The sequence below is a fragment of the Taibaiella sp. KBW10 genome (genome assembly GCF_003852495.1).
Taxonomy (GTDB): Bacteria; Bacteroidota; Bacteroidia; order Chitinophagales; family Chitinophagaceae; genus Edaphocola.
On the sequence record NZ_QAJI01000002.1, the window covers coordinates 129,367 to 147,334 of the forward strand.

Here is a 17,968-nt window from a genome sequence, read left to right on the forward strand (position 1 = left end):
TCTTTTTATACGAATTATTTAGTGCTGCGTTCCGGAATCAGGCTCCGGGACAACAGGAGCTTCTTCCTGCTGATCATGCGAACCGTATTTTACAAACATATTGAGGTAAATCACCCTGGAATAGCGCATTAACAAGGGCTGGAATATCAATACAATCCCAACATTGATCCCAATAAACCAAAACAAACTATTATCCTTAAAACTAATCCCGAAGAAAATAAGGTACCAGATCAGGTTAAACACCGTAAGCGCAATAGACAGACCATAACTCACATAGCCCGTTCCATAATAAAATCCCGGTTCTATTTCCATCTTTTGCCCGCATTCGGTACATCTTTCAGGCATATCCATCATTTTCTTAAGTGGAAAAATGGAAGGATTGGTATACATTTTACCCTTTCGGCAATTGGGACATTTCATACCGATAATACTGCCTAACAAAGAAGGAACTTGAGCCATTGCTACTATTTTATTTAGATTTGCAAAGTTATCAATTTTTACCCTCAATAAATGTAATTAAAAGTGGCAGAAGACTTCATTCCTTTTTCAGGTAGTAAACAAGAACAGTACGAATATGTATTGGCACAGGCAGAAGCCTTGCTGGCACAAGAGACCAATACCATAGCAAATATGGCTAATATTTGTGCGATCTTAAAAGAGCAGTTTAATTGGTTTTGGATTGGCTTTTATTCGGTAGACCAAACTAATAACACTTTAGTACTGGGACCTTTTCAGGGACCAATTGCCTGTACCCGGATTCCACATGGAAAAGGGGTTTGCGGTACGGCATGGGCCAAAGCCGAAACAATCATTGTAAAGGACGTACACCAATTCGAAGGACATATTGCCTGCAGTAGCCTGTCACAGTCAGAAATTGTGGTTCCTTTAAAGAAGGATGATACGGTATGGGCCGTATTGGATATCGACAGCGAAACCCTGGCCACTTTTGACCTGATCGATCAGGAATACCTGGAACGGATCGTGGGCCTGCTATAAGCAAACCTTACATCGCCGGCAGATAATGCCGGCGCTCATTTACAGGGCTTTTAGTTCGGTACCTTTCAGTATATATTGCAGGGCGACAGAAAGATGCAGTAACACGATCTTCGCATTGGCATTACGCTCTAAATGATAAATGGCTTTACTCATTTCCTCATCCATACGGCGTACGGTTTCTGCGCTAAAATTGCGGGTACTTAACCTTTGTACAAACTGCAATTCATCTTGCGGCAAGGGTGCCTGATAATTGGGGATAAACTGTATGCGCATTGCCTGCGACAGCAATTGCTGGGCAAACATTAAGAAGTTTTTTTGCTGCACCTTACTCGTTTTATCCATTTGCTCTACCCACTTCCCGATCAATAAACCGTTATAGGTAAATACACCGTTGAACCATTGCTTCAGCGTTTCTAAAAGATCGCTTTCATTTTGGTGTAAAGCAGTTAGGGCATGAGATACATTGCCCTCTGCAATCTGGGCAACCTGCGCCGCTTCCCGGTCCGATACCTTATAATTGATTGTCAGAATAGACTGTACCGCCTCAATACTTAAAGGCTGCAGACGAATCTGCTGTGTACGGGACAGAATGGTATCCAGCACCGCATCGGTACTTTCCGCAACCAGTAAGAATACGGTATTATCGGGTGGCTCCTCTATCAACTTTAATAGAATATTACCTTCCTTGCCTAAATATTCGGGTCGCCAAATAATCTGAATTTTATAAGCACCTTCGGAGGCTTTCAGACCCAGAGTCTCAATCATTTGCCGGCATTCTTCCGCAGAAATATTACCTTTCTGATTGCTGGTAGCGCCTACAAATTGCAACCAGTCAAATACGCTTCCATAGGGATGCTCCTGAACAAACTTTCGAAAATCGGCCAGGTTATTTTTACTCATGGCCTTTTCTCCGGGCTTCATTGGCACAGAGGGAAAGGTAAGGTGCAAATCGGGGTGTACCAGGTTTTTCGTTTTGAGACAAGCCGCACATATACCACAAATAGTACCATCTGCATGTTTTTGCTCGCACAATAAATAGCGTGCAAAGGCCAATGCCAATGCTAAGCCGCCGGAACCTTCTTTACCCAGTATAAGAATGGCATGTGGCAGATGCTCCGATTGATGGTAATTCAATAAGCCTTGCTTTGCTTTGTCCTGACCGTATATAGTACTCCATTGCATCATGCAAATATACAGGGAGTATTTTGCAAATGTCGCAGGCAACAGGGTAAATTCCCGAAAGGCTTAGCACTACCCTGCAGCTATTGTGGCTTATGCCTGATCCTAAAGCCTTATCTTTGCCCCTGAAAAAGGGTCGATAAAAAATATTTTGATATTATAAAAAATGCAATTACCTTTGCAGTCCCATAAAAAAGACTGAAATCTTTTTACAGGTAAACTATTCATAAAAAAGTAAAAATTATAATATGAAACGTACTTTCCAACCATCTCGTCGTCGCCGTAAAAATGTGCATGGTTTCCGTAAGCGTATGGAGACTGCCAATGGCCGCAAAGTATTAGCTGCACGTCGTAAAAAAGGTCGTAAAAAATTATCTGTTTCTGACGAAAGCCGTTTGAAATAAGCTAGTTCTACTGCAATTAATGGAAAGCTCTGATCAAATGCGCTTTACCTTACCTGCAACAGAACGTTTAAAATTACGTAAACAAATTGAAACGCTTTTCCGGCAAGGAGAGGCGTTTTCTGTTTTTCCTGTCCGGGTAATGTACACCACCAGTCCACGCGACAAAGATGCCAGTCTTTATCGCGCCGGTTTTAGTGTGCCCAAAAAGAAAATGAAACTTGCCGTACAGCGTAACCGCATCAAACGCCTGATACGGGAAGCCTGGCGCCTGCAAAAGCACCTGCTGCAATCCCTGTTGGAGAATAAAGAAATACAATTGCATGTTTTCTTTATCTTTACCGGCAAGGAGATCCCCGATTTTCCGACCACACAAAAATGTATGAAGAAGGCCATAGCGCTCCTGCAAACTAAATTATCGCCACAAGATGTCCCTACTAGCTAAATTGATGATGGTTGTAATCAGGGTGTATCAAAAAATGATCTCTCCCTGGCTGGGTGCCAATTGCCGGTATACCCCAACCTGCTCTCAATATGGATTAGAAGCCATAAAAAAATATGGTGCCTTTAAAGGCGGATGGATGGCCATGAAAAGAATCGGCCGCTGTCATCCCTGGGGCGGTAGTGGTTATGATCCGGTAAAATAATCATCCCACATACCGAAAAGAGCCTATCTTCCTTTCGTATCCCAGGATACTAAATCCTTTATAGGCAACGTTTACAGGCCCTTATCGCTTAATTCACCTCATAACTTAACGGTTTATTTCAATAAAAAACATCCTACATTTGCAAGGATGAATGAACTGTCATTTTCCCTGATACTCTTATTCGGCGCGATTTTCGCCGGCTTTATAGGTGCCCTTACCGGTTTAGGAGGGGGTATCGTTATTGTTCCCCTGCTTACTTTAGGACTGGGTGTACCCATGAAATATGCAGTAGCGGCCTCCCTCATTTCCGTGATTGGAACCTCGAGTGGTGCAGCCTCTGCTTTTGTAAAAGAAGGGATTACCAATATGCGCATCGGTATGTTTTTGGAAATCGCCACCACCTTGGGTGCTATATTGGGTGCCGTGATCGTGATTATGATAGATTTGCCGGTAGATGTTATCGGGATGATCTTTGGGGCGGTATTAATCATTACAGCCGTATTAAGTGCTCAGAAAAAACCAGACCACCGGGAGCCTTTTGTACCCGGCTCTTATGCCGATAAGCTCCAATTACATGGCACGTTCCCCTATGAGGGTAAAGAAGTGGCCTATAGTTCCAAAAATGTATTCGGAGGATTTTCCATTATGGCACTGGCCGGCTTCTTATCAGGGCTTTTAGGTGTCGGTGGGGGCGTATTCAAAGTATTGGCTATGGATAATGTGATGCGGCTGCCGTTCAAAGTATCTACCACAACCAGCAATTTTATGATTGGGGTAACAGCCGCAGCAAGTAGTATTATTTACTTCGCGGGCGGTTATGTAGTACCTTCTATTGCGGCACCGGTAGTAATCGGCGTTATCGTAGGCTCTTTAGCCGGCTCCAAACTGTTAATCCATATCAATGTACAACTGCTTAAACGGATTTTCTCCATAGTCGTTGCCATACTGGCCGTATATATGATCTATAATGGATACGCAGGCAATTTCAGCCATAAAACACATTAATTCAACGCTTTTTAAAGAAATTTATGTCACAATTTAGCAAAAGAGATGTGCAACTGCTGGTCGGCAATACCCTTCGTATTGGCGTCTGGGTGTCTATGGGCATCACCCTGATCGGGATTATTTTGTTTTTATTTCAAAACAGCACAAAGAATTTTGATACGGGCATGCTGGTTGCAGCGCCCCTTAAATTTTCCTTTTCGGAATTAGTACAGGGTATCCTTCATGGAGAGGCGCTCAGCATTATACAATTAGGGGTACTCGTTTTATTGATCACCCCTATATTAAGAATTGTTTTTGCCTTATATGGATATTGGTTGGAAGGAAATCGGTTATATATTATTATCTCCTTAGTTGTCTTATGTATTATTGCCAGTAGCCTGTTTATTGGTGCGACACATTAGCCGCGTCCAGCTGTGCCTTACGGAGAAAATATTTTCCTAAAATATCAAACTCCAGGTTTACGCGATCCCCTACAGCAATATCATGAAATCCGGTATGCTCATAGGTATAAGGAATAATCGCCACCTGAAAGGTCAATTCTGTAACCTGGAAAGAGGTTAAGCTCACCCCATTGATGCAGATAGATCCCTTTTCGATCATCAAAGGCGCAAAAGCTGCCGGAAATTCAAAGGTAAATAAGTGACTACCTCCACTTTCTTCTTTACCCACACAAACACCTGTAGTATCGACATGGCCTTGTACAAAATGGCCATCCAGCCTTGTGCCCAACTGCAGCGCCAATTCCAGATTTACTTTTCGGCCAATCGTCCAGTCTTTAAGATTTGTTTTTTGCAAGGTTTCCTCGATAGCTGTCACGACATAGCTACCTTCATTTAAGGCGACTACGGTCAGGCAAACCCCATCATGAGCAACAGACTGATCTATATTTAAGTCGCTGCTCAACTCTGTAGCAATCGTATAGTGAATATTACTTCCTTCGGCTTCGATGGCACGCACCTCGCCAATATGTTTGATAATTCCTGTAAACATGTAAAATTTATTGTTTTATAGCCAATCCGCGATGATAAAAGGTATCAGCAGCACTCAATTCAGTGAGGTTGATATTCATAGAAGTCCTCAGTGTATCATTTGTGCGTTTAAAAAAGCCGCTTACCGTATCGGAGACACTGCAAAATAATTGCCCTCCATTGACATTGGGCAATAAGGTATCGGTTAAGGCCAGGGCATATTTATTGGCCGTTACTTTGAGTATTGTATTATTAGGACATAAGCCCAATACCGTTAATCGCGTACGGAAGGTATCCAGGGCCTGATCCATAGGCGTAAAACTAAGAGAAAGGGTTTGGGTACGGTAAAAACGCATATCCGGGTAAAAGATAGAATCTACAAATTGCCAGTTTCCTTTAAAGAAATCGGTCGGGTATCGACAAACACTGTTATCGGGAATGCCCGGAAACCCATGGTTGTAATTGGCCGCAATCGGGTCATTACAATAATGGTTGGTAAGCGTGATATCAGGTTTGGTCGGATCCACATACTTCTTACAGGCAATGAAGATCATACCAATGACACCACTAAGACACAATAAAATGATTTGTATTTTTTTCATAATTCCCACCGGGGCAAATGTGGCGCTAAAGGTACGCATTATATAAAACTAAACCCACTTTGCGGCCTCCAAATTGCTTTCCCTTACTAACGTTATAGCAGGATGATTTATTTTAATGATGCTACATGCAGATAAGGTGGTTATCCCGACATTGCAGGCGCCCGTCCGGGGCCGGGCTAAAACAAAAGGCTAAACCAATAATGGTTTAGCCTTTTGATATTTGCTTTAAAATCTTATTTCGATCTTATTTAGACTTTTCGTCTGTAGCTACTAAATCCTGTACAAATTTTGCAACGGCTGCAATTCTGGTCGGATTCAAAACATAGTGAATAAATTTACCATCACGCTCTGTAATTACAACATTTGCTCTACGCAAAATTGCTAAATGCTGGGAAGCCACAGACTGCTCTAACCTTAACTTCACATAAATGTCTGTAACATTCATACGCTTGTGCTCTTCTAACAACTTGATGATTTGTTGACGCAACTTGTGATTGATAGCCCTTAAAGTCATTGCAGCGCTCTTCACGGCAATGTAGTCTAACTTTGTCTGTTCTTCAGCGATTTCTTCTTTACGATTTACCAATGGATTGGCAATTAATTGTTCCATGTTGTATATTTAATTTAATTGTAGTTTAATAGTACAATGGCGTAGTATTTCCTCTTTCACGGCTGAAGTGTAGTGTTTTGTAAATTGTTCGCAAATATAAATCAATTAAAGTAAAAATTAATATAAAAATTTTGCTAAAAAATATGTAAAGAAGTATCATTAACATAATAACAATAAATATATTAATATGTAACAATTTAAATTACAATACAATTGAACATATTTTTAAAACACTTTTAAGACATATTCTATTAGTAAAATATTAAAAAAAATTAAGTCAGACTGTCTAAAATATCGGACAATTCAGATAGAATCATCGCAGTAGCACCCCAAATGATGGTTTCATCGGGCAGCTGGTATACCGGTGCCTTCCAAAACTGTCCGGGTTTTGCATTGGTATAAACCTTAGCTTCTTTATGTATTGCAAAGACCTCGGCTAAGCTCGGTTCTAATATGCGGGCAACCTCAAATGCAGAACCTTCCAGAACCGGTTGATGTGGCATAACCGCCACTACCGGATGCACCTCAAAATTGCTGACGGGAATGTATAAAGGGGATAATATGCCCAAAATGCGGAGTGCTCCGGCATCAAGGTTAACCTCCTCTGCTGCTTCTCTGAGCGCCGTAGCCACAATTGTTTCATCAAACGATTCCCTTTTGCCCCCAGGCAAGGCGATCTGTCCGCTATGCGCGCCGCCGTCATTGGTTCTTTCGATCAATACAATATGCACCTGATCCCCTACGGGATACAGTAAGATTAATACCCCACTTTGCCGGGCATCATCTCCGGCCAGCATCTGCTGCCCCCGCCTCGATTCCGGAATCATTTTAAGATGAGCAGCAAAGCCGGGCAAGGTTTGAGATAAGCGCAGCTCCAGCTGCTGTACAAAGTGGCTCCAGGACGAAAATTTCATTCCTGCAAATATAGAAGTTCCCCAAAATATCTGGTCTTTTCTCCTGTTTTTTTAACGTTGCCCTTACTTATAATGATTTACTTTTGCCGGATAAAAAATTCTCAATTTTATATGAAAAAAATAGCCCTTATTTTTACGGCTGCAAGCAGTATCTTTTTTGCTTCTTGCGGAGATAATCAAGACAATCACGAAGGACACGATCATGCCACGCAAACACAGGAACAAGCCTCTTCTATGGTAGCAGACGAAGTAGTGACCACGATCGCCTTAACGGGTGGAGATGATATGCAATTCAACCAAAAAGCATTTACCATTCCGGTGGGCCAGGAGATTACCTTAACCTTAAAACATACAGGGCAGTCAGGCAAAGAGACTATGGGACATAATGTGGTTATTTTAAAACCCGGATCATCGGTATCTGATTATGGAAATGGTGCGGTAAATGCGAAACAGGAAGATTATGTTCCGAAAGCAATGGCCGATAAAGTCATCGCACACACAAAATTAATCGGAGCGGGTGAGGCTACGGAAATTAAATTTAAAGTTACAGAAGCGGGTGAATACCCATTTTTATGTAGCTTTCCGGGTCATTTTGGTATGATGAAAGGAACCATTACTGCAAAATAATTCTTTGGATAAAATAAACGATCATGATCAACAATTATCAGCATACTGTTGCAGAACGACTGATGCGTTATGTACAGGTAGAAACACAAAGTAACCCTTTCTCCGAAACACAGCCTTCCAGCGAAAACCAAAAAGACCTTAGCCGGCTTTTGGTTGAAGAACTGCAGGGTTTAGGCATTACAGATGCCGAACTGGATGAATATGGCTATGTGTACGCTACGATTCCTTCCAATATTGAAAAAGAAGTGCCCGTATTATGTTTTTGCGCGCATGTAGATACAGCTCCTGATTGTAGCGGTACGAATGTAAAACCGATATTGCATCGCAATTGGAACGGAAAAGACATCGTACTGCCTGATGATAACAGTATTGTGATCACAACAGAGAAGCACCCTTACCTGAAAGAGCGTATTGGAGATGATATCATTACCGCATCCGGTCTTACCTTATTAGGAGCAGATGATAAGGCTGGTGTGGCTGTAATTATGGATCTGGCGGCGTATCTTATCCAGCATCCGGAGGTAAAACATGGCAAAATCCGTATTTTATTTACACCAGACGAAGAAATTGGCCGTGGGGTAAATGCGGTAAATATGAAGAAACTCGGCGCTGATTTTGGCTATACTTTAGACGGAGGTGAACGTGGCCACTTGGAAGGAGAAAGTTTTTCTGCTGATGGCGTGACGATTCGCATTCACGGTGTGAGTGCACACCCGGGTTATGCTAAGGGCAAACTGATCAATGCAATGAAAATTGCCGGTGCATTTCTGGATGCTTTACCTAAAGACAACTGGAGCCCGGAAACAACAGAAGGCAGCGAAGGATTTGTACACCCGATCCACATTACCGGTGCGGCAGAGGTAACCACACTTCAATTCATCATCAGAGACCATAAAACAGAGCTGCTCAAAGTATACGAGGAGCGCCTGGAAAATATACTGAAAGAAACCATTGCACAATGGCCCGGATCCCGATATGATTTCATTGCAACGGAACAATACCGCAATATGAAAGAAATCCTGGACCACAGACCCGAGGTAATGGATATTGCTGAAAAAGCATACCAACAAGCAGGATTAGATACACAACGCATCAGCATTCGCGGTGGTACCGACGGTTCCCGCCTGTCCTTTATGGGTTTGCCCTGTCCGAATATCTTTACCGGCGAAATGGGCATCCACTCAAAAGAAGAATATTGCAGCGTGCAGGATATGGCCAAAGCCGTAGAAGTATGTGTGCATATTTCTACTATTGTAGCACAATAATTTAATCAACATTCAAATAAATCATCAATATGGGCATTTCCGATATTTTATTTCAAAAAAATAAAGACAAAGCAGAAGCCAACCTGAAAGAAGGTATGGACTTCCTCGCAAACAACAAAAGTAACCCTAATGTAGTGGCTTTAGAAAGCGGCTTACAGTATGAGGTGCTTAAAGAAGGCGAAGGGGCACAACCTACCGCTGCACAAAGCGTCACTTGTCATTATCATGGTACTTTATTAAATGGCAATATCTTTGACAGTTCCGTACAAAGAGGCCAACCGGCAACCTTTCCTTTGAATCGCGTGATCAGCGGCTGGACAGAAGGGGTTCAATTAATGAAAACAGGTAGCAAATACCGCTTTTTCATCCCGCCACATTTAGCTTATGGTGATCGTCAGGTAGGAAGCGATATCGGGCCAAATTCAACACTCATTTTTGAAGTAGAATTGTTAGGCATTCAATAAAAAAACAGATTATAAACGGGCTCCTGGATTCAAGAGCCCGTTTATAATTAAAAGATACCAGTGATAACTATAAAGGTTTGGATGTACACTGCTTATCTTAAGCAGGCAAGTATCTTGGAACCGTATAAGTATAAAAGGCTACCGGAAGGGTAGCCTTTTATACTTATACTAGGCATTTTGTAAATGGAATCCTATTTTTGTCAAAATTCTTAGCCACATCAATGCAACAATCTGGTCTCTATACTTTAAAACAGCGCAAACAAGTCTTATACATCATTGCCGCTTTTTTTATCGTGTATAGCTCGATTTCATTGGTCAACCATTATAATTTCAGAACCTTTGCCCTCGACCTGGGCATGTTTAATCAGGCACTGTATGCCTACAGCAGAGGCCTGGCCGCGCCTTATACTTTAGATCCCAGCGGTATTATAAGTCCCTTTCTGGCAACTCATTTTTCCCCGATTACGATATTATATACTCCCTTCTATTATTTATTCGGATCGTATACCCTCTTATTGGTACAGATCTGCAGCATTTTATCGGGCGCCTATGGGACCTACAAATTGTCTATGCAACTGACCCGCGATAACCATAAGGCCTCGTTGCTGATTTTAATGCAATTTTTGATGACCTGGGGTATCTTTTCTGCTTTGGCCTTCGACTTTCATAATAATGTGGTGGGTGCTATGCTCGTACCCTGGTTAATGTATTATTTCGTTAAAGGGAGTACCCGTCCCTTATTACTCGTTACCCTGCTCTTATTAATGACACAGGAAACGATGGCCTTATGGGTACCGTTTATCTTTTGCGGCTTACTGCTAAATTTCAAATCGATATGGACAAGGAAGCAATTGCTATTCTTATATCTACCCATTATTATAGGCAGTATAGCTTATGCCCTGTTCATCATTATTTATGTAATGCCCATGCTTCAGGAACAACAACAAAACCTGCAGCTCACCCGCTACAGCCATTTGGGGGCTACTGCAGCTGATATTGTGCAGCATATCATCGTTCATCCTGCAGACACGATAAAACTACTGTTTACGAACATCCTTGATGACCGGGCTTACGATTTTATCAAAACGGAGTTTTATATAGCCCTGCTCCTTTCGGGAGGCATATTCTTATGTTTAAGACCGGCCTTCCTGATTATGCTTATCCCCCTGCTGGCGCAAAAAATGTTGTCTAATAATTATGCCTTTTGGGGTACTAATGTTCAATATTCTATTGAGTATATCCCCTTGGCCTGCGCCGCAACAATCTCTTTTTTCAGCACCCGAAAAGCGCGTAAAAATACCATTTTGTATGTCTCCCTTTTCGCTACGATCGTTACAACCATCCGGCTTTTAGATACCCGGGTGGCTAAATGGTATCTGCCGGAAAACACGCGCTTATACCAGGCGGCACACTACCGTTCTTTTGTCAATAACCAGGAGGTGTATCAAACCTTATCACTGCTTCCGGCACAGGTCCCCGTTTCCACCTCTTCCCGATTAGCACCTCATATTGCCAACAGAATGAAATTATATCATTTTCCGGTAGTGAAAGATGCGGCTTATATTGTCTTACTCAAAAGTGAAAAAGACATTTGGCCACTGGACGCAAAGGCCTATTTTGAACAAATAGATGCCTATAAAAAAGATATTCATTGGGAAACGGTACAGGAAACAAAGGATGTGATCCTGCTCAGGAAGAAAGCATTATAAGAAAAGCGGTTCCGAATCCGGAACCGCTTTTCTTATAAATAACGTGTAATACACGCTTATATATCTTTTTTGATCTTCGTAATATTCACCATTTCATATACTTTCGGTCCATAGTTACAGGTATCTTTCTTACCGGAATAAGAATACTCGATTTTCACCGCTAAACCGTTGTGATGGTATGCCGAAGGCAGGTCTAATGGTTTTAACAAAGCACTATCATTCAGTCTTAATAAATAACCGCAACCATCTGAACTAATATCGCCGGTATCAACCACCTCTGCTTCTACTAAATTCTTATCGGAGTGACAAGATGCCAGACTTAAACCTAAAATACCGAATGCAAGTACTATTTTTTTCATTATACTATATCGTTTGAATGCCTAAAAATAACACAATTCAAAAGGATTACAAACATTTAGGTAAAAAATCTTATTCTGTGAATTTATAGCCTACACCCCTTACCGAATGGAAGTGCTTCGGGTTGCGGCTATCCTTTTCAAAATACTTTCTGAAATTAAGGATAAAGTTATCAATCGTACGGGTAGTCGGATAAACATTATAGCCCCAAACCGCCTGCAGGATATGCTCACGGCTCACTACCTCATTTTTATGCTCGATCAATAGTTTTAATAAGGCGATCTCTTTTTTACTCAGCTCAATATTCTTTCCGTCCTTATCCTTGCCTACCTGCGCCGTAAAATCGATCTTACATTTCCCAAAACTATAGGTATCGGGGATATAATTCCGCTCTTTTAATTTCTTATTTTTAGTAATCAGCTTCTCCACCCTGATCAGTAATTCTTCCAGATCAAAAGGTTTCGTCATATAATCATCTCCGCCTTTTTTCAGCCCTTCGATACGGTCGTTACTACTGTTGCGGGCCGATAAAAATAAAATAGGCACATCATTATTCTGTATCCGTATATTTTCACATACCGTAATGCCATCCATTTCAGGAAGCATGATATCTAAAATAATCAAATCGAAATATTCTTGCTTTACCGCTTTAATGGCTCCAGTTCCGGAAACCACTGTGGTCACTTCATAATCTTCCAACTCCAGGTTTAGCTTTAAGGCTTCCCGTAAACTCTCCTCGTCTTCTACAATCAATAAAGAGGCTCTCTTTTCTACTTTCATAAACGGTAAATTACTATATATCATACAAAAGTACAATTCGAAATGTAAGGGAATTGTAAAATAAAATCTAGCGGGGTTTGGCCTGTGCGGCATAGGCTGCCAAAGCGCGTTTGTACATATACATATAGATATAGAGCAGGCTTACGAAAAAGGGCAACAATTCGATCAGCGGCATTACCTGGATACCGGCACTATGAATGAGTAAAGCCACCATCAGCAAGCCGATCGCAAACAGGCTGTATTTTATATGCCATTTCCGGGGCTTAAACATAGTGAAGGCAACAATCAGGTTCAGCGGAAAGGCCCAAAGGATATTATAATTATTGTCACAGGATTTATGATCCGTTCCAAACCACATAAACAAAATGAAACAACCTAAAGCGCCCGATAACAAAAGCAGGGTAAAGGAAAGAATATTTTTCAGCCTACGCAAAGGCCTTACAAAAAAGACGAGTAAAACCAAAAGTAATAGCGCCATCATCATCCACAAAGGCTTATTCGGACCCAGTTTGGGCTTATCAGCGCCCTTATAAATCGTCGTTATTTCAGACATTAAGACTTTTTGATGATATGTTGCCGTCCTTAATCCGGTATACAACATATCAGGGAGGAACATTGCCTCCTCATCCGTCATTTCCCGGTCTATTTTGCTGGCCAGCAGGATATTGATGCCCAGGCGTGACCAGTGATTAGCCCTTAAATATTCATTCAGGATGGCCCTGAAAGTCACCTTTTTTGCATTCAATACAGCGCCATACCGAAAGCTGGTGTCGAGGGTGTTTGGAAAGATGTCCCTAATTCGGGTGGCACAGTTGTCAAATAGGAAATCATATTGATACGATCGGTTTTCGGGTTTTAAATTCTCCTTCAGGTATTGAATAATCCGTTGTTTGTCCGCCATACCAACATTCATGACTTCTTCGGCGACATTGCGTTTTTCGTATTGATAGGTACTCATAAAATCAGGAAAAGATTCTGTCCCTACAAAATACAATAATTTACCCCTGGTAAACTTGCTGTAGAAATCAGGATCACTGAAATTAAATAATCCATAATTATACACGAGATCTGTTTGCGCATTGCTATCCACCACACGAACCCCCGAATGCCCGAAAGTGGTGTACAACTCTTCTCCGGTACCACAAGTCAGTACACTGATCCTGATACGGCTGGTATCTTGCTGTGCACGGGCACAAAAACTTAAACATAACAGAAAAAAAGCAAAAAGTATACGCATAACGCTATGATCGTTTTAATGCTGCAAACCTAAACAAAATACAGATTTATGCCTGCATTTGTTTCAGTATTTCTGCAAGATTCTTAGGGCAGCATGAGCATTAACTATTTTTTATAATAATAAGGGCAACATTTCGGAACCATTAAGAGTTATTATTATAATCAATGATTCTTGAGGACTAGTATTAGTTTTTTAAGAGTATTGTTTTTTTGTTTTTAGGTGAAATGCAACGCCTATCTGTTTCAACAGGTAGGCGTTTGTGTTATGGTCAAAAAAACACGGAGCTTGCGTTTGCAAACCCCGTGTAGATTAAAATATATTAAGACAGCGGTATCTATGCCGTTAGTTTTTCTTTATGTTTTTTGATCTGGCTTACGACAGAATCGAAAGCGTGTTCAAAAGATTCTTCAAATATTTTGGACTCATGTTTTGCAAACAAGGCCGTTTTAGGAATATTCACTTTTATATGTACGACCTTATCCTTCACTTTTTCACTTACATGTTCCAAGATCAGCGATACTTCCACGCTCACAATCCGGTCATGAAACGTTTTAAGCTTTTCTACTTTTTTTTCGATATGGTCAATAAGTTTTTGATCTGCGTCAAAATGGACGGTTTGAATCTGAACGTTCATAAATTTTAAATTTTAGAAAGGGTTAACTAAATCTTTAAGTCTTGGTGATCAATCTTTCTGTTGATCTATTCGTCTTTTACTGCTTTGGGATGTGCCTGTTGATAGATTTTCTTTAAATGTTCTATATTATTATGGGTATAGATTTGGGTGGCAGCCAGACTACTATGCCCCAGTAATTCTTTGATTGCACTGATATTGGCACCATTATTGGTCAGATGGGTAGCGAAAGTATGCCGCAACACATGCGGGCTTTTCTTCGATAAAGTGGTGACCTCTTGTAAGTATTTTTTCACCACCCGATACACATACTGATCATACAATGGCTTTCCTGATTCTAAAGTTAATAAAAAATTATGTTCTGTAGAAACCTTCGCTTTTTTTTCTGCTATATAGTTTTTGATTAAAACAAGCAGACCCGCTCCGATCGGAATCGCCCGTTCTTTGTTGCGTTTTCCTAAGACAACAATCTGTTTCCGGTAAGGATCTACATCCTGTTCCAACAGTCCGATCAGCTCGGCTCTTCTAATCCCGGTTTGGTACAGTAATTCCATAATGAGTTCCTCCGTCAGGCCTTCAAAGCCAGCGGCATAGTCCGGTGTGGCAAACAGCGCCTCACTCTGCTGTTGCTCTAAAAAAGCGGGTAATCTTTTGGGCGCTTTAGGACCGGTAATCTGCACGGTTGGGTTCTCTGTGACCTCCGTCCGATTCAGTAAAAATTTAAACCAGGATTTAAGTGAAGAAATTTTTCTTTGCAGGGAACGCTCTTTTTGTTTCAATTCTTTTAAATCAACCAACCAAGAGCGGATATGTATCGATTTAACCTCATTGGCCATTTCAATATCATAAGTCGCCTTCATATAATGAATAAACTGTGATAAGTCGGTTTTGTAAGCAATAATAGTATGATCCGACATTCTTTTTTCGAACCTAAGGTACCTTACAAACGTATCTAAGAGCAAGACCATCATAAGCACTATTATTAACAGCGTATCTGCTATTCTTTTGTACCGTAAATATACAAAACAGAAAGATGCAAAAGATTCTTTTAGCTATTTTATAACAAAATCGGGCAAGCCGATGGCTTGCCCGATGGGATGCTTTTTTCGAGAAAAAGAAGATTATAACTCCACTTTTCCAGCAAGAATTTGCTGACGATACGCGGCTTTCAATACTTGTTCTCTATTAGTAATAGATGGCTTGATGAACGCTTGGCGTTTACGTAGCTGATTCAATGTACGGGACTTCTCAAATTTCTTTTTATACTTTTTGAGTGCTTTGTCAATATTCTCGCAATCTTTAGAATCGATAATTAGCATGCTTAATACCTCCTTTTATGTGAAAAATGGCTGCAAAGATACAAAAAATATAATAAAAAGCTTATATACTTTGAAATGATCTCATAAAAAAGCGATCCGGATGTTCCGGATCGCTTTTTTATATACAATAATCGTTTTATAAGATCAGCATGGCATCACCATAACTAAAGAAGTTATACTTTTCTTTAATCGCAGTATTATAGGCTTCCATCGCTAAATCATAACCGCCAAATGCACAAGCCATAATCAACAGACTTGTTTTAGGCAGATGAAAATTCGTGATCAAAGAATTGGCAATTGAAAACTCATGTGGTGGGTGGATGAACAAATTCGTCCAACCTTCTTCCGGCTTTAATAAACCTTGAGCCGTAACAGAGCTTTCCAATGCACGCATGGTTGTTGTACCAATCGCACAAATACGTTTCTTTTGTTCCAGTGCTTTATTTACAATCCCACAAGCATACTCATCAACACGGAAATATTCTGCATCCATTTTATGCTTGCTCAGATCCTCTACTTCAATTGGTCTGAAAGTACCCAAACCGGTATGTAAGGTAATCTCTGCAAATTTCACGCCTTCAATTTCCAAACGCTTGATCAGCTCGCGGCTAAAGTGCAAACCTGCTGTAGGCGCAGCAACAGCCCCTTCATACTTGGCATATACAGTTTGGTAACGTTCTTTATCTTCCTCTTCAGGCTTGCGTTTAAACAATTTCGGCAAAGGGGTTTCACCCATACTGTCCAATACTTGTTTGAATGCGGCATCATCACCATCGAATAAAAAACGGATCGTACGGCCACGGGACGTGGTATTGTCGATTACTTCTGCTACTAATTCATCATTATCGCCAAAGTAAAGCTTATTACCTACACGAATCTTACGGGCAGGATCAACAATTACATCCCAAAGACGATTTGCTTTATGCAATTCTCTTAAAAGAAATACTTCGATCTTGGCACCCGTTTTTTCTTTCTTTCCATAAAGACGCGCGGGGAACACCTTAGTGTTGTTCACAACCATTACATCTTTGTCCTCGAAATAGTTTAAAACGTCTTTGAAAATTTTGTGTTCGATTTTGCCGGTATCACGGTGAATAACCATTAAACGACTTTCGTCTCTTTCCTTTGCAGGGTTCTGCGCGATCAATTCGATCGGCATGTCAAATTTAAACTGGGATAGTTTCATATCTTACAGGATATGTTTGTTTTTGGATTTTGTGAAAAATAAGTCTGCAAAGGTACGCAATTTTAAGCGCAAACCCAAATTACTCTACACGCTTACCCAGACGCAGGCCAAGGATCAGCACACTGCCCAATAAAGCGGGCAGCACGAGGTTAATAACCCATAGCATATAGGATCCGCTAAGAATGGGCAAACTCGCTGCCGTAAGCCCGGTGGTCACAAATAAAGACATGCCGGCATAACCCCTTACGCCCAATTCCAGCATCGCGATAGAAGGGACCACGGCAAGGGTCCAAAACATTAAGGCAGACATTAGGAATCCGGGTCCCCAAGGAACAGCTGCTCCTAAGATATTAACCAGTAATAAAAACTGCCCGTTGTAGATCAGGAAACGACCAAAAGCCAACAGTAATATATAGCCCAGATCAGCTTTTCGGTAATTTCTCAATACCCTAAGGGCAATATTGACCCTTCTCAACCAGCGATACTTTGTGGCAAGGCGGGAAAGCATATCTATCCTCAGGTAAAACCAAATGATGGCAAAAGCCAATAAAACCGCAAGACCTAATAGCACCAGACTGAGTGTATTGCCAAAATACAGATTATAATAGATGAGTCCGGCAATACCAAAGCTGGCGGTAATACACATTTGTGCAATACTCCCGATCATACTGGCAATAGCCGCCTTAAGTTTATACCGGTTTTGAACATGGAGGATACGCCCGGCAAAATCCCCCACACGGTTAGGCGTAACCAAAGAAAAAGCCATTCCCGTAAGCATGGAAGCAAAAGCCTTGGTAAATCTAACGGGAGTAATTCTGGAAAGCAAGCGCTGCCATTTCAGGGCCTCAAGTGTCCAGTTAAGCGGTGCTAAAAGCAAGACCAGCACAAACCATTTTAAGGTCTCAGGGTTCAGGTGTGCCTTCAGGGCCTGCCATTGTGCGGCCATATCCCCTTTAGCCATCACCTGCTTATAGATCAAAAACAAGAGCAAAACCAAAAGTGCCGGAGCGAATATATAGTTGAGCCATATTTTTTTGGTAATTTTGTTCATATAAGGAGCACACAGCTTTG

At 41.2% G+C, this 17,968-nt stretch carries 24 protein-coding genes; 10 read left to right on the plus strand and 14 right to left on the minus strand.

Translation table 11 applies throughout. The features are described from left to right. Nucleotides 1-18: 18 nt before the first annotated feature. On the minus strand, nucleotides 19-459 hold the full coding sequence (locus tag DBR32_RS03990; RefSeq protein WP_199724345.1) for a DUF983 domain-containing protein: 441 nt from the start codon (nucleotides 457-459) through the stop codon (nucleotides 19-21). Nucleotides 460-522: 63 nt separating this feature from the next. Between DBR32_RS03990 and DBR32_RS03995 the strand changes: the two genes are divergently transcribed. Continuing rightward, the gene (locus tag DBR32_RS03995; protein WP_124635011.1) at nucleotides 523-996 is read left to right on the plus strand and encodes a GAF domain-containing protein; all 474 of its coding nucleotides are present in this window, start codon (nucleotides 523-525) and stop codon (nucleotides 994-996) included. A gap of 39 nt (nucleotides 997-1,035) precedes the next feature. Here the strand turns inward: DBR32_RS03995 and DBR32_RS04000 are convergent, their stop codons facing one another. Next, nucleotides 1,036-2,181: a DNA polymerase III subunit delta' gene (locus DBR32_RS04000; RefSeq protein ID WP_124635012.1), complete on the minus strand. Its 1,146-nt coding sequence runs from the start codon at nucleotides 2,179-2,181 to the stop codon at nucleotides 1,036-1,038. A gap of 242 nt (nucleotides 2,182-2,423) precedes the next feature. On the opposite strand from DBR32_RS04000, the gene rpmH reads away from it, so the two are divergent. The 5 genes from rpmH to DBR32_RS04025 all read left to right on the plus strand — a co-directional run bounded on the left by rpmH (nucleotide 2,424) and on the right by DBR32_RS04025 (nucleotide 4,629). Beyond that, nucleotides 2,424-2,579: a 50S ribosomal protein L34 gene (gene rpmH / locus DBR32_RS04005; protein ID WP_124635013.1), complete on the plus strand. Its 156-nt coding sequence runs from the start codon at nucleotides 2,424-2,426 to the stop codon at nucleotides 2,577-2,579. A 19-nt stretch (nucleotides 2,580-2,598) separates the two neighbouring features. Continuing rightward, nucleotides 2,599-3,021, plus strand: coding sequence for a ribonuclease P protein component (rnpA, locus tag DBR32_RS04010; RefSeq protein ID WP_233559653.1), 423 nt, complete (start codon nucleotides 2,599-2,601; stop codon nucleotides 3,019-3,021). 4 nt (nucleotides 3,022-3,025) lie between these two features. Next, entirely contained in the window at nucleotides 3,026-3,223 is a 198-nt protein-coding gene (gene yidD, locus DBR32_RS04015) for a membrane protein insertion efficiency factor YidD (RefSeq protein ID WP_370453695.1), read from the plus strand. Nucleotides 3,224-3,370: 147 nt separating this feature from the next. Next, complete coding sequence (locus DBR32_RS04020; protein WP_124635015.1) at nucleotides 3,371-4,228, plus strand: sulfite exporter TauE/SafE family protein; 858 nt, start codon at nucleotides 3,371-3,373, stop codon at nucleotides 4,226-4,228. A gap of 23 nt (nucleotides 4,229-4,251) precedes the next feature. Continuing rightward, on the plus strand, nucleotides 4,252-4,629 hold the full coding sequence (locus tag DBR32_RS04025; protein ID WP_124635016.1) for a DUF1634 domain-containing protein: 378 nt from the start codon (nucleotides 4,252-4,254) through the stop codon (nucleotides 4,627-4,629). Here DBR32_RS04025 and DBR32_RS04030 read toward each other — a convergent pair. The 4 genes from DBR32_RS04030 to DBR32_RS04045 all read right to left on the minus strand — a co-directional run bounded on the left by DBR32_RS04030 (nucleotide 4,610) and on the right by DBR32_RS04045 (nucleotide 7,322). Next, a complete protein-coding gene (locus tag DBR32_RS04030; RefSeq protein ID WP_124635017.1) occupies nucleotides 4,610-5,218 on the minus strand; it encodes a riboflavin synthase in 609 nt (202 codons plus the stop codon). The two genes, DBR32_RS04025 and DBR32_RS04030, sit on opposite strands and share 20 nt — an antisense overlap. A 7-nt stretch (nucleotides 5,219-5,225) precedes the next feature. Then, nucleotides 5,226-5,798: a hypothetical protein gene (locus DBR32_RS04035; RefSeq protein WP_124635018.1), complete on the minus strand. Its 573-nt coding sequence runs from the start codon at nucleotides 5,796-5,798 to the stop codon at nucleotides 5,226-5,228. A 244-nt stretch (nucleotides 5,799-6,042) separates the two neighbouring features. Continuing rightward, nucleotides 6,043-6,408 (minus strand): helix-turn-helix transcriptional regulator, encoded by a 366-nt coding sequence (locus DBR32_RS04040; protein ID WP_124635019.1) that lies wholly within the window; start codon nucleotides 6,406-6,408, stop codon nucleotides 6,043-6,045. A gap of 272 nt (nucleotides 6,409-6,680) precedes the next feature. Beyond that, entirely contained in the window at nucleotides 6,681-7,322 is a 642-nt protein-coding gene (locus DBR32_RS04045) for a CoA pyrophosphatase (protein WP_124635020.1), read from the minus strand. Between the two features lie 111 nt (nucleotides 7,323-7,433). Between DBR32_RS04045 and azu the strand changes: the two genes are divergently transcribed. The 4 genes from azu (at nucleotide 7,434) to DBR32_RS04065 (ending at nucleotide 11,387) form a co-directional block, all read left to right on the plus strand. Next, nucleotides 7,434-7,949 carry an azurin gene (azu, locus tag DBR32_RS04050; protein ID WP_158605902.1) on the plus strand — a complete coding sequence of 172 codons (516 nt, stop codon included), beginning with the start codon at nucleotides 7,434-7,436 and terminating at the stop codon, nucleotides 7,947-7,949. 23 nt (nucleotides 7,950-7,972) lie between these two features. Then, entirely contained in the window at nucleotides 7,973-9,214 is a 1,242-nt protein-coding gene (pepT, locus tag DBR32_RS04055; RefSeq protein WP_124635022.1) for a peptidase T, read from the plus strand. Between the two features lie 29 nt (nucleotides 9,215-9,243). Beyond that, nucleotides 9,244-9,678, plus strand: coding sequence for an FKBP-type peptidyl-prolyl cis-trans isomerase (locus tag DBR32_RS04060; protein WP_124635023.1), 435 nt, complete (start codon nucleotides 9,244-9,246; stop codon nucleotides 9,676-9,678). Nucleotides 9,679-9,899: 221 nt separating this feature from the next. Beyond that, nucleotides 9,900-11,387, plus strand: a complete 1,488-nt coding sequence (locus tag DBR32_RS04065) for a DUF2079 domain-containing protein (RefSeq protein ID WP_124635024.1) — start codon at nucleotides 9,900-9,902, stop codon at nucleotides 11,385-11,387. 56 nt (nucleotides 11,388-11,443) lie between these two features. Here the strand turns inward: DBR32_RS04065 and DBR32_RS04070 are convergent, their stop codons facing one another. From DBR32_RS04070 to DBR32_RS04105, 8 genes are all read right to left on the minus strand, one after another. Beyond that, nucleotides 11,444-11,746 (minus strand): hypothetical protein, encoded by a 303-nt coding sequence (locus DBR32_RS04070; protein ID WP_124635025.1) that lies wholly within the window; start codon nucleotides 11,744-11,746, stop codon nucleotides 11,444-11,446. A gap of 70 nt (nucleotides 11,747-11,816) precedes the next feature. Beyond that, entirely contained in the window at nucleotides 11,817-12,524 is a 708-nt protein-coding gene (locus DBR32_RS04075) for a response regulator transcription factor (RefSeq protein ID WP_124635026.1), read from the minus strand. 67 nt (nucleotides 12,525-12,591) lie between these two features. Next, entirely contained in the window at nucleotides 12,592-13,761 is a 1,170-nt protein-coding gene (locus DBR32_RS04080; protein ID WP_124635027.1) for a DUF4105 domain-containing protein, read from the minus strand. Nucleotides 13,762-14,095: 334 nt separating this feature from the next. Then, nucleotides 14,096-14,395 (minus strand): ribosome hibernation-promoting factor, HPF/YfiA family, encoded by a 300-nt coding sequence (gene hpf, locus DBR32_RS04085; RefSeq protein ID WP_124635028.1) that lies wholly within the window; start codon nucleotides 14,393-14,395, stop codon nucleotides 14,096-14,098. 65 nt (nucleotides 14,396-14,460) lie between these two features. After that, nucleotides 14,461-15,363, minus strand: coding sequence for a tyrosine-type recombinase/integrase (locus tag DBR32_RS04090; RefSeq protein ID WP_199724346.1), 903 nt, complete (start codon nucleotides 15,361-15,363; stop codon nucleotides 14,461-14,463). Between the two features lie 150 nt (nucleotides 15,364-15,513). Continuing rightward, complete coding sequence (rpsU, locus tag DBR32_RS04095) at nucleotides 15,514-15,711, minus strand: 30S ribosomal protein S21 (protein WP_124635029.1); 198 nt, start codon at nucleotides 15,709-15,711, stop codon at nucleotides 15,514-15,516. A gap of 136 nt (nucleotides 15,712-15,847) precedes the next feature. Further along, nucleotides 15,848-16,897 (minus strand): tRNA preQ1(34) S-adenosylmethionine ribosyltransferase-isomerase QueA, encoded by a 1,050-nt coding sequence (queA, locus tag DBR32_RS04100; protein WP_124635030.1) that lies wholly within the window; start codon nucleotides 16,895-16,897, stop codon nucleotides 15,848-15,850. Nucleotides 16,898-16,976: 79 nt separating this feature from the next. After that, nucleotides 16,977-17,948 carry a lysylphosphatidylglycerol synthase domain-containing protein gene (locus DBR32_RS04105; RefSeq protein ID WP_124635031.1) on the minus strand — a complete coding sequence of 324 codons (972 nt, stop codon included), beginning with the start codon at nucleotides 17,946-17,948 and terminating at the stop codon, nucleotides 16,977-16,979. Nucleotides 17,949-17,968: the final 20 nt, after the last annotated feature.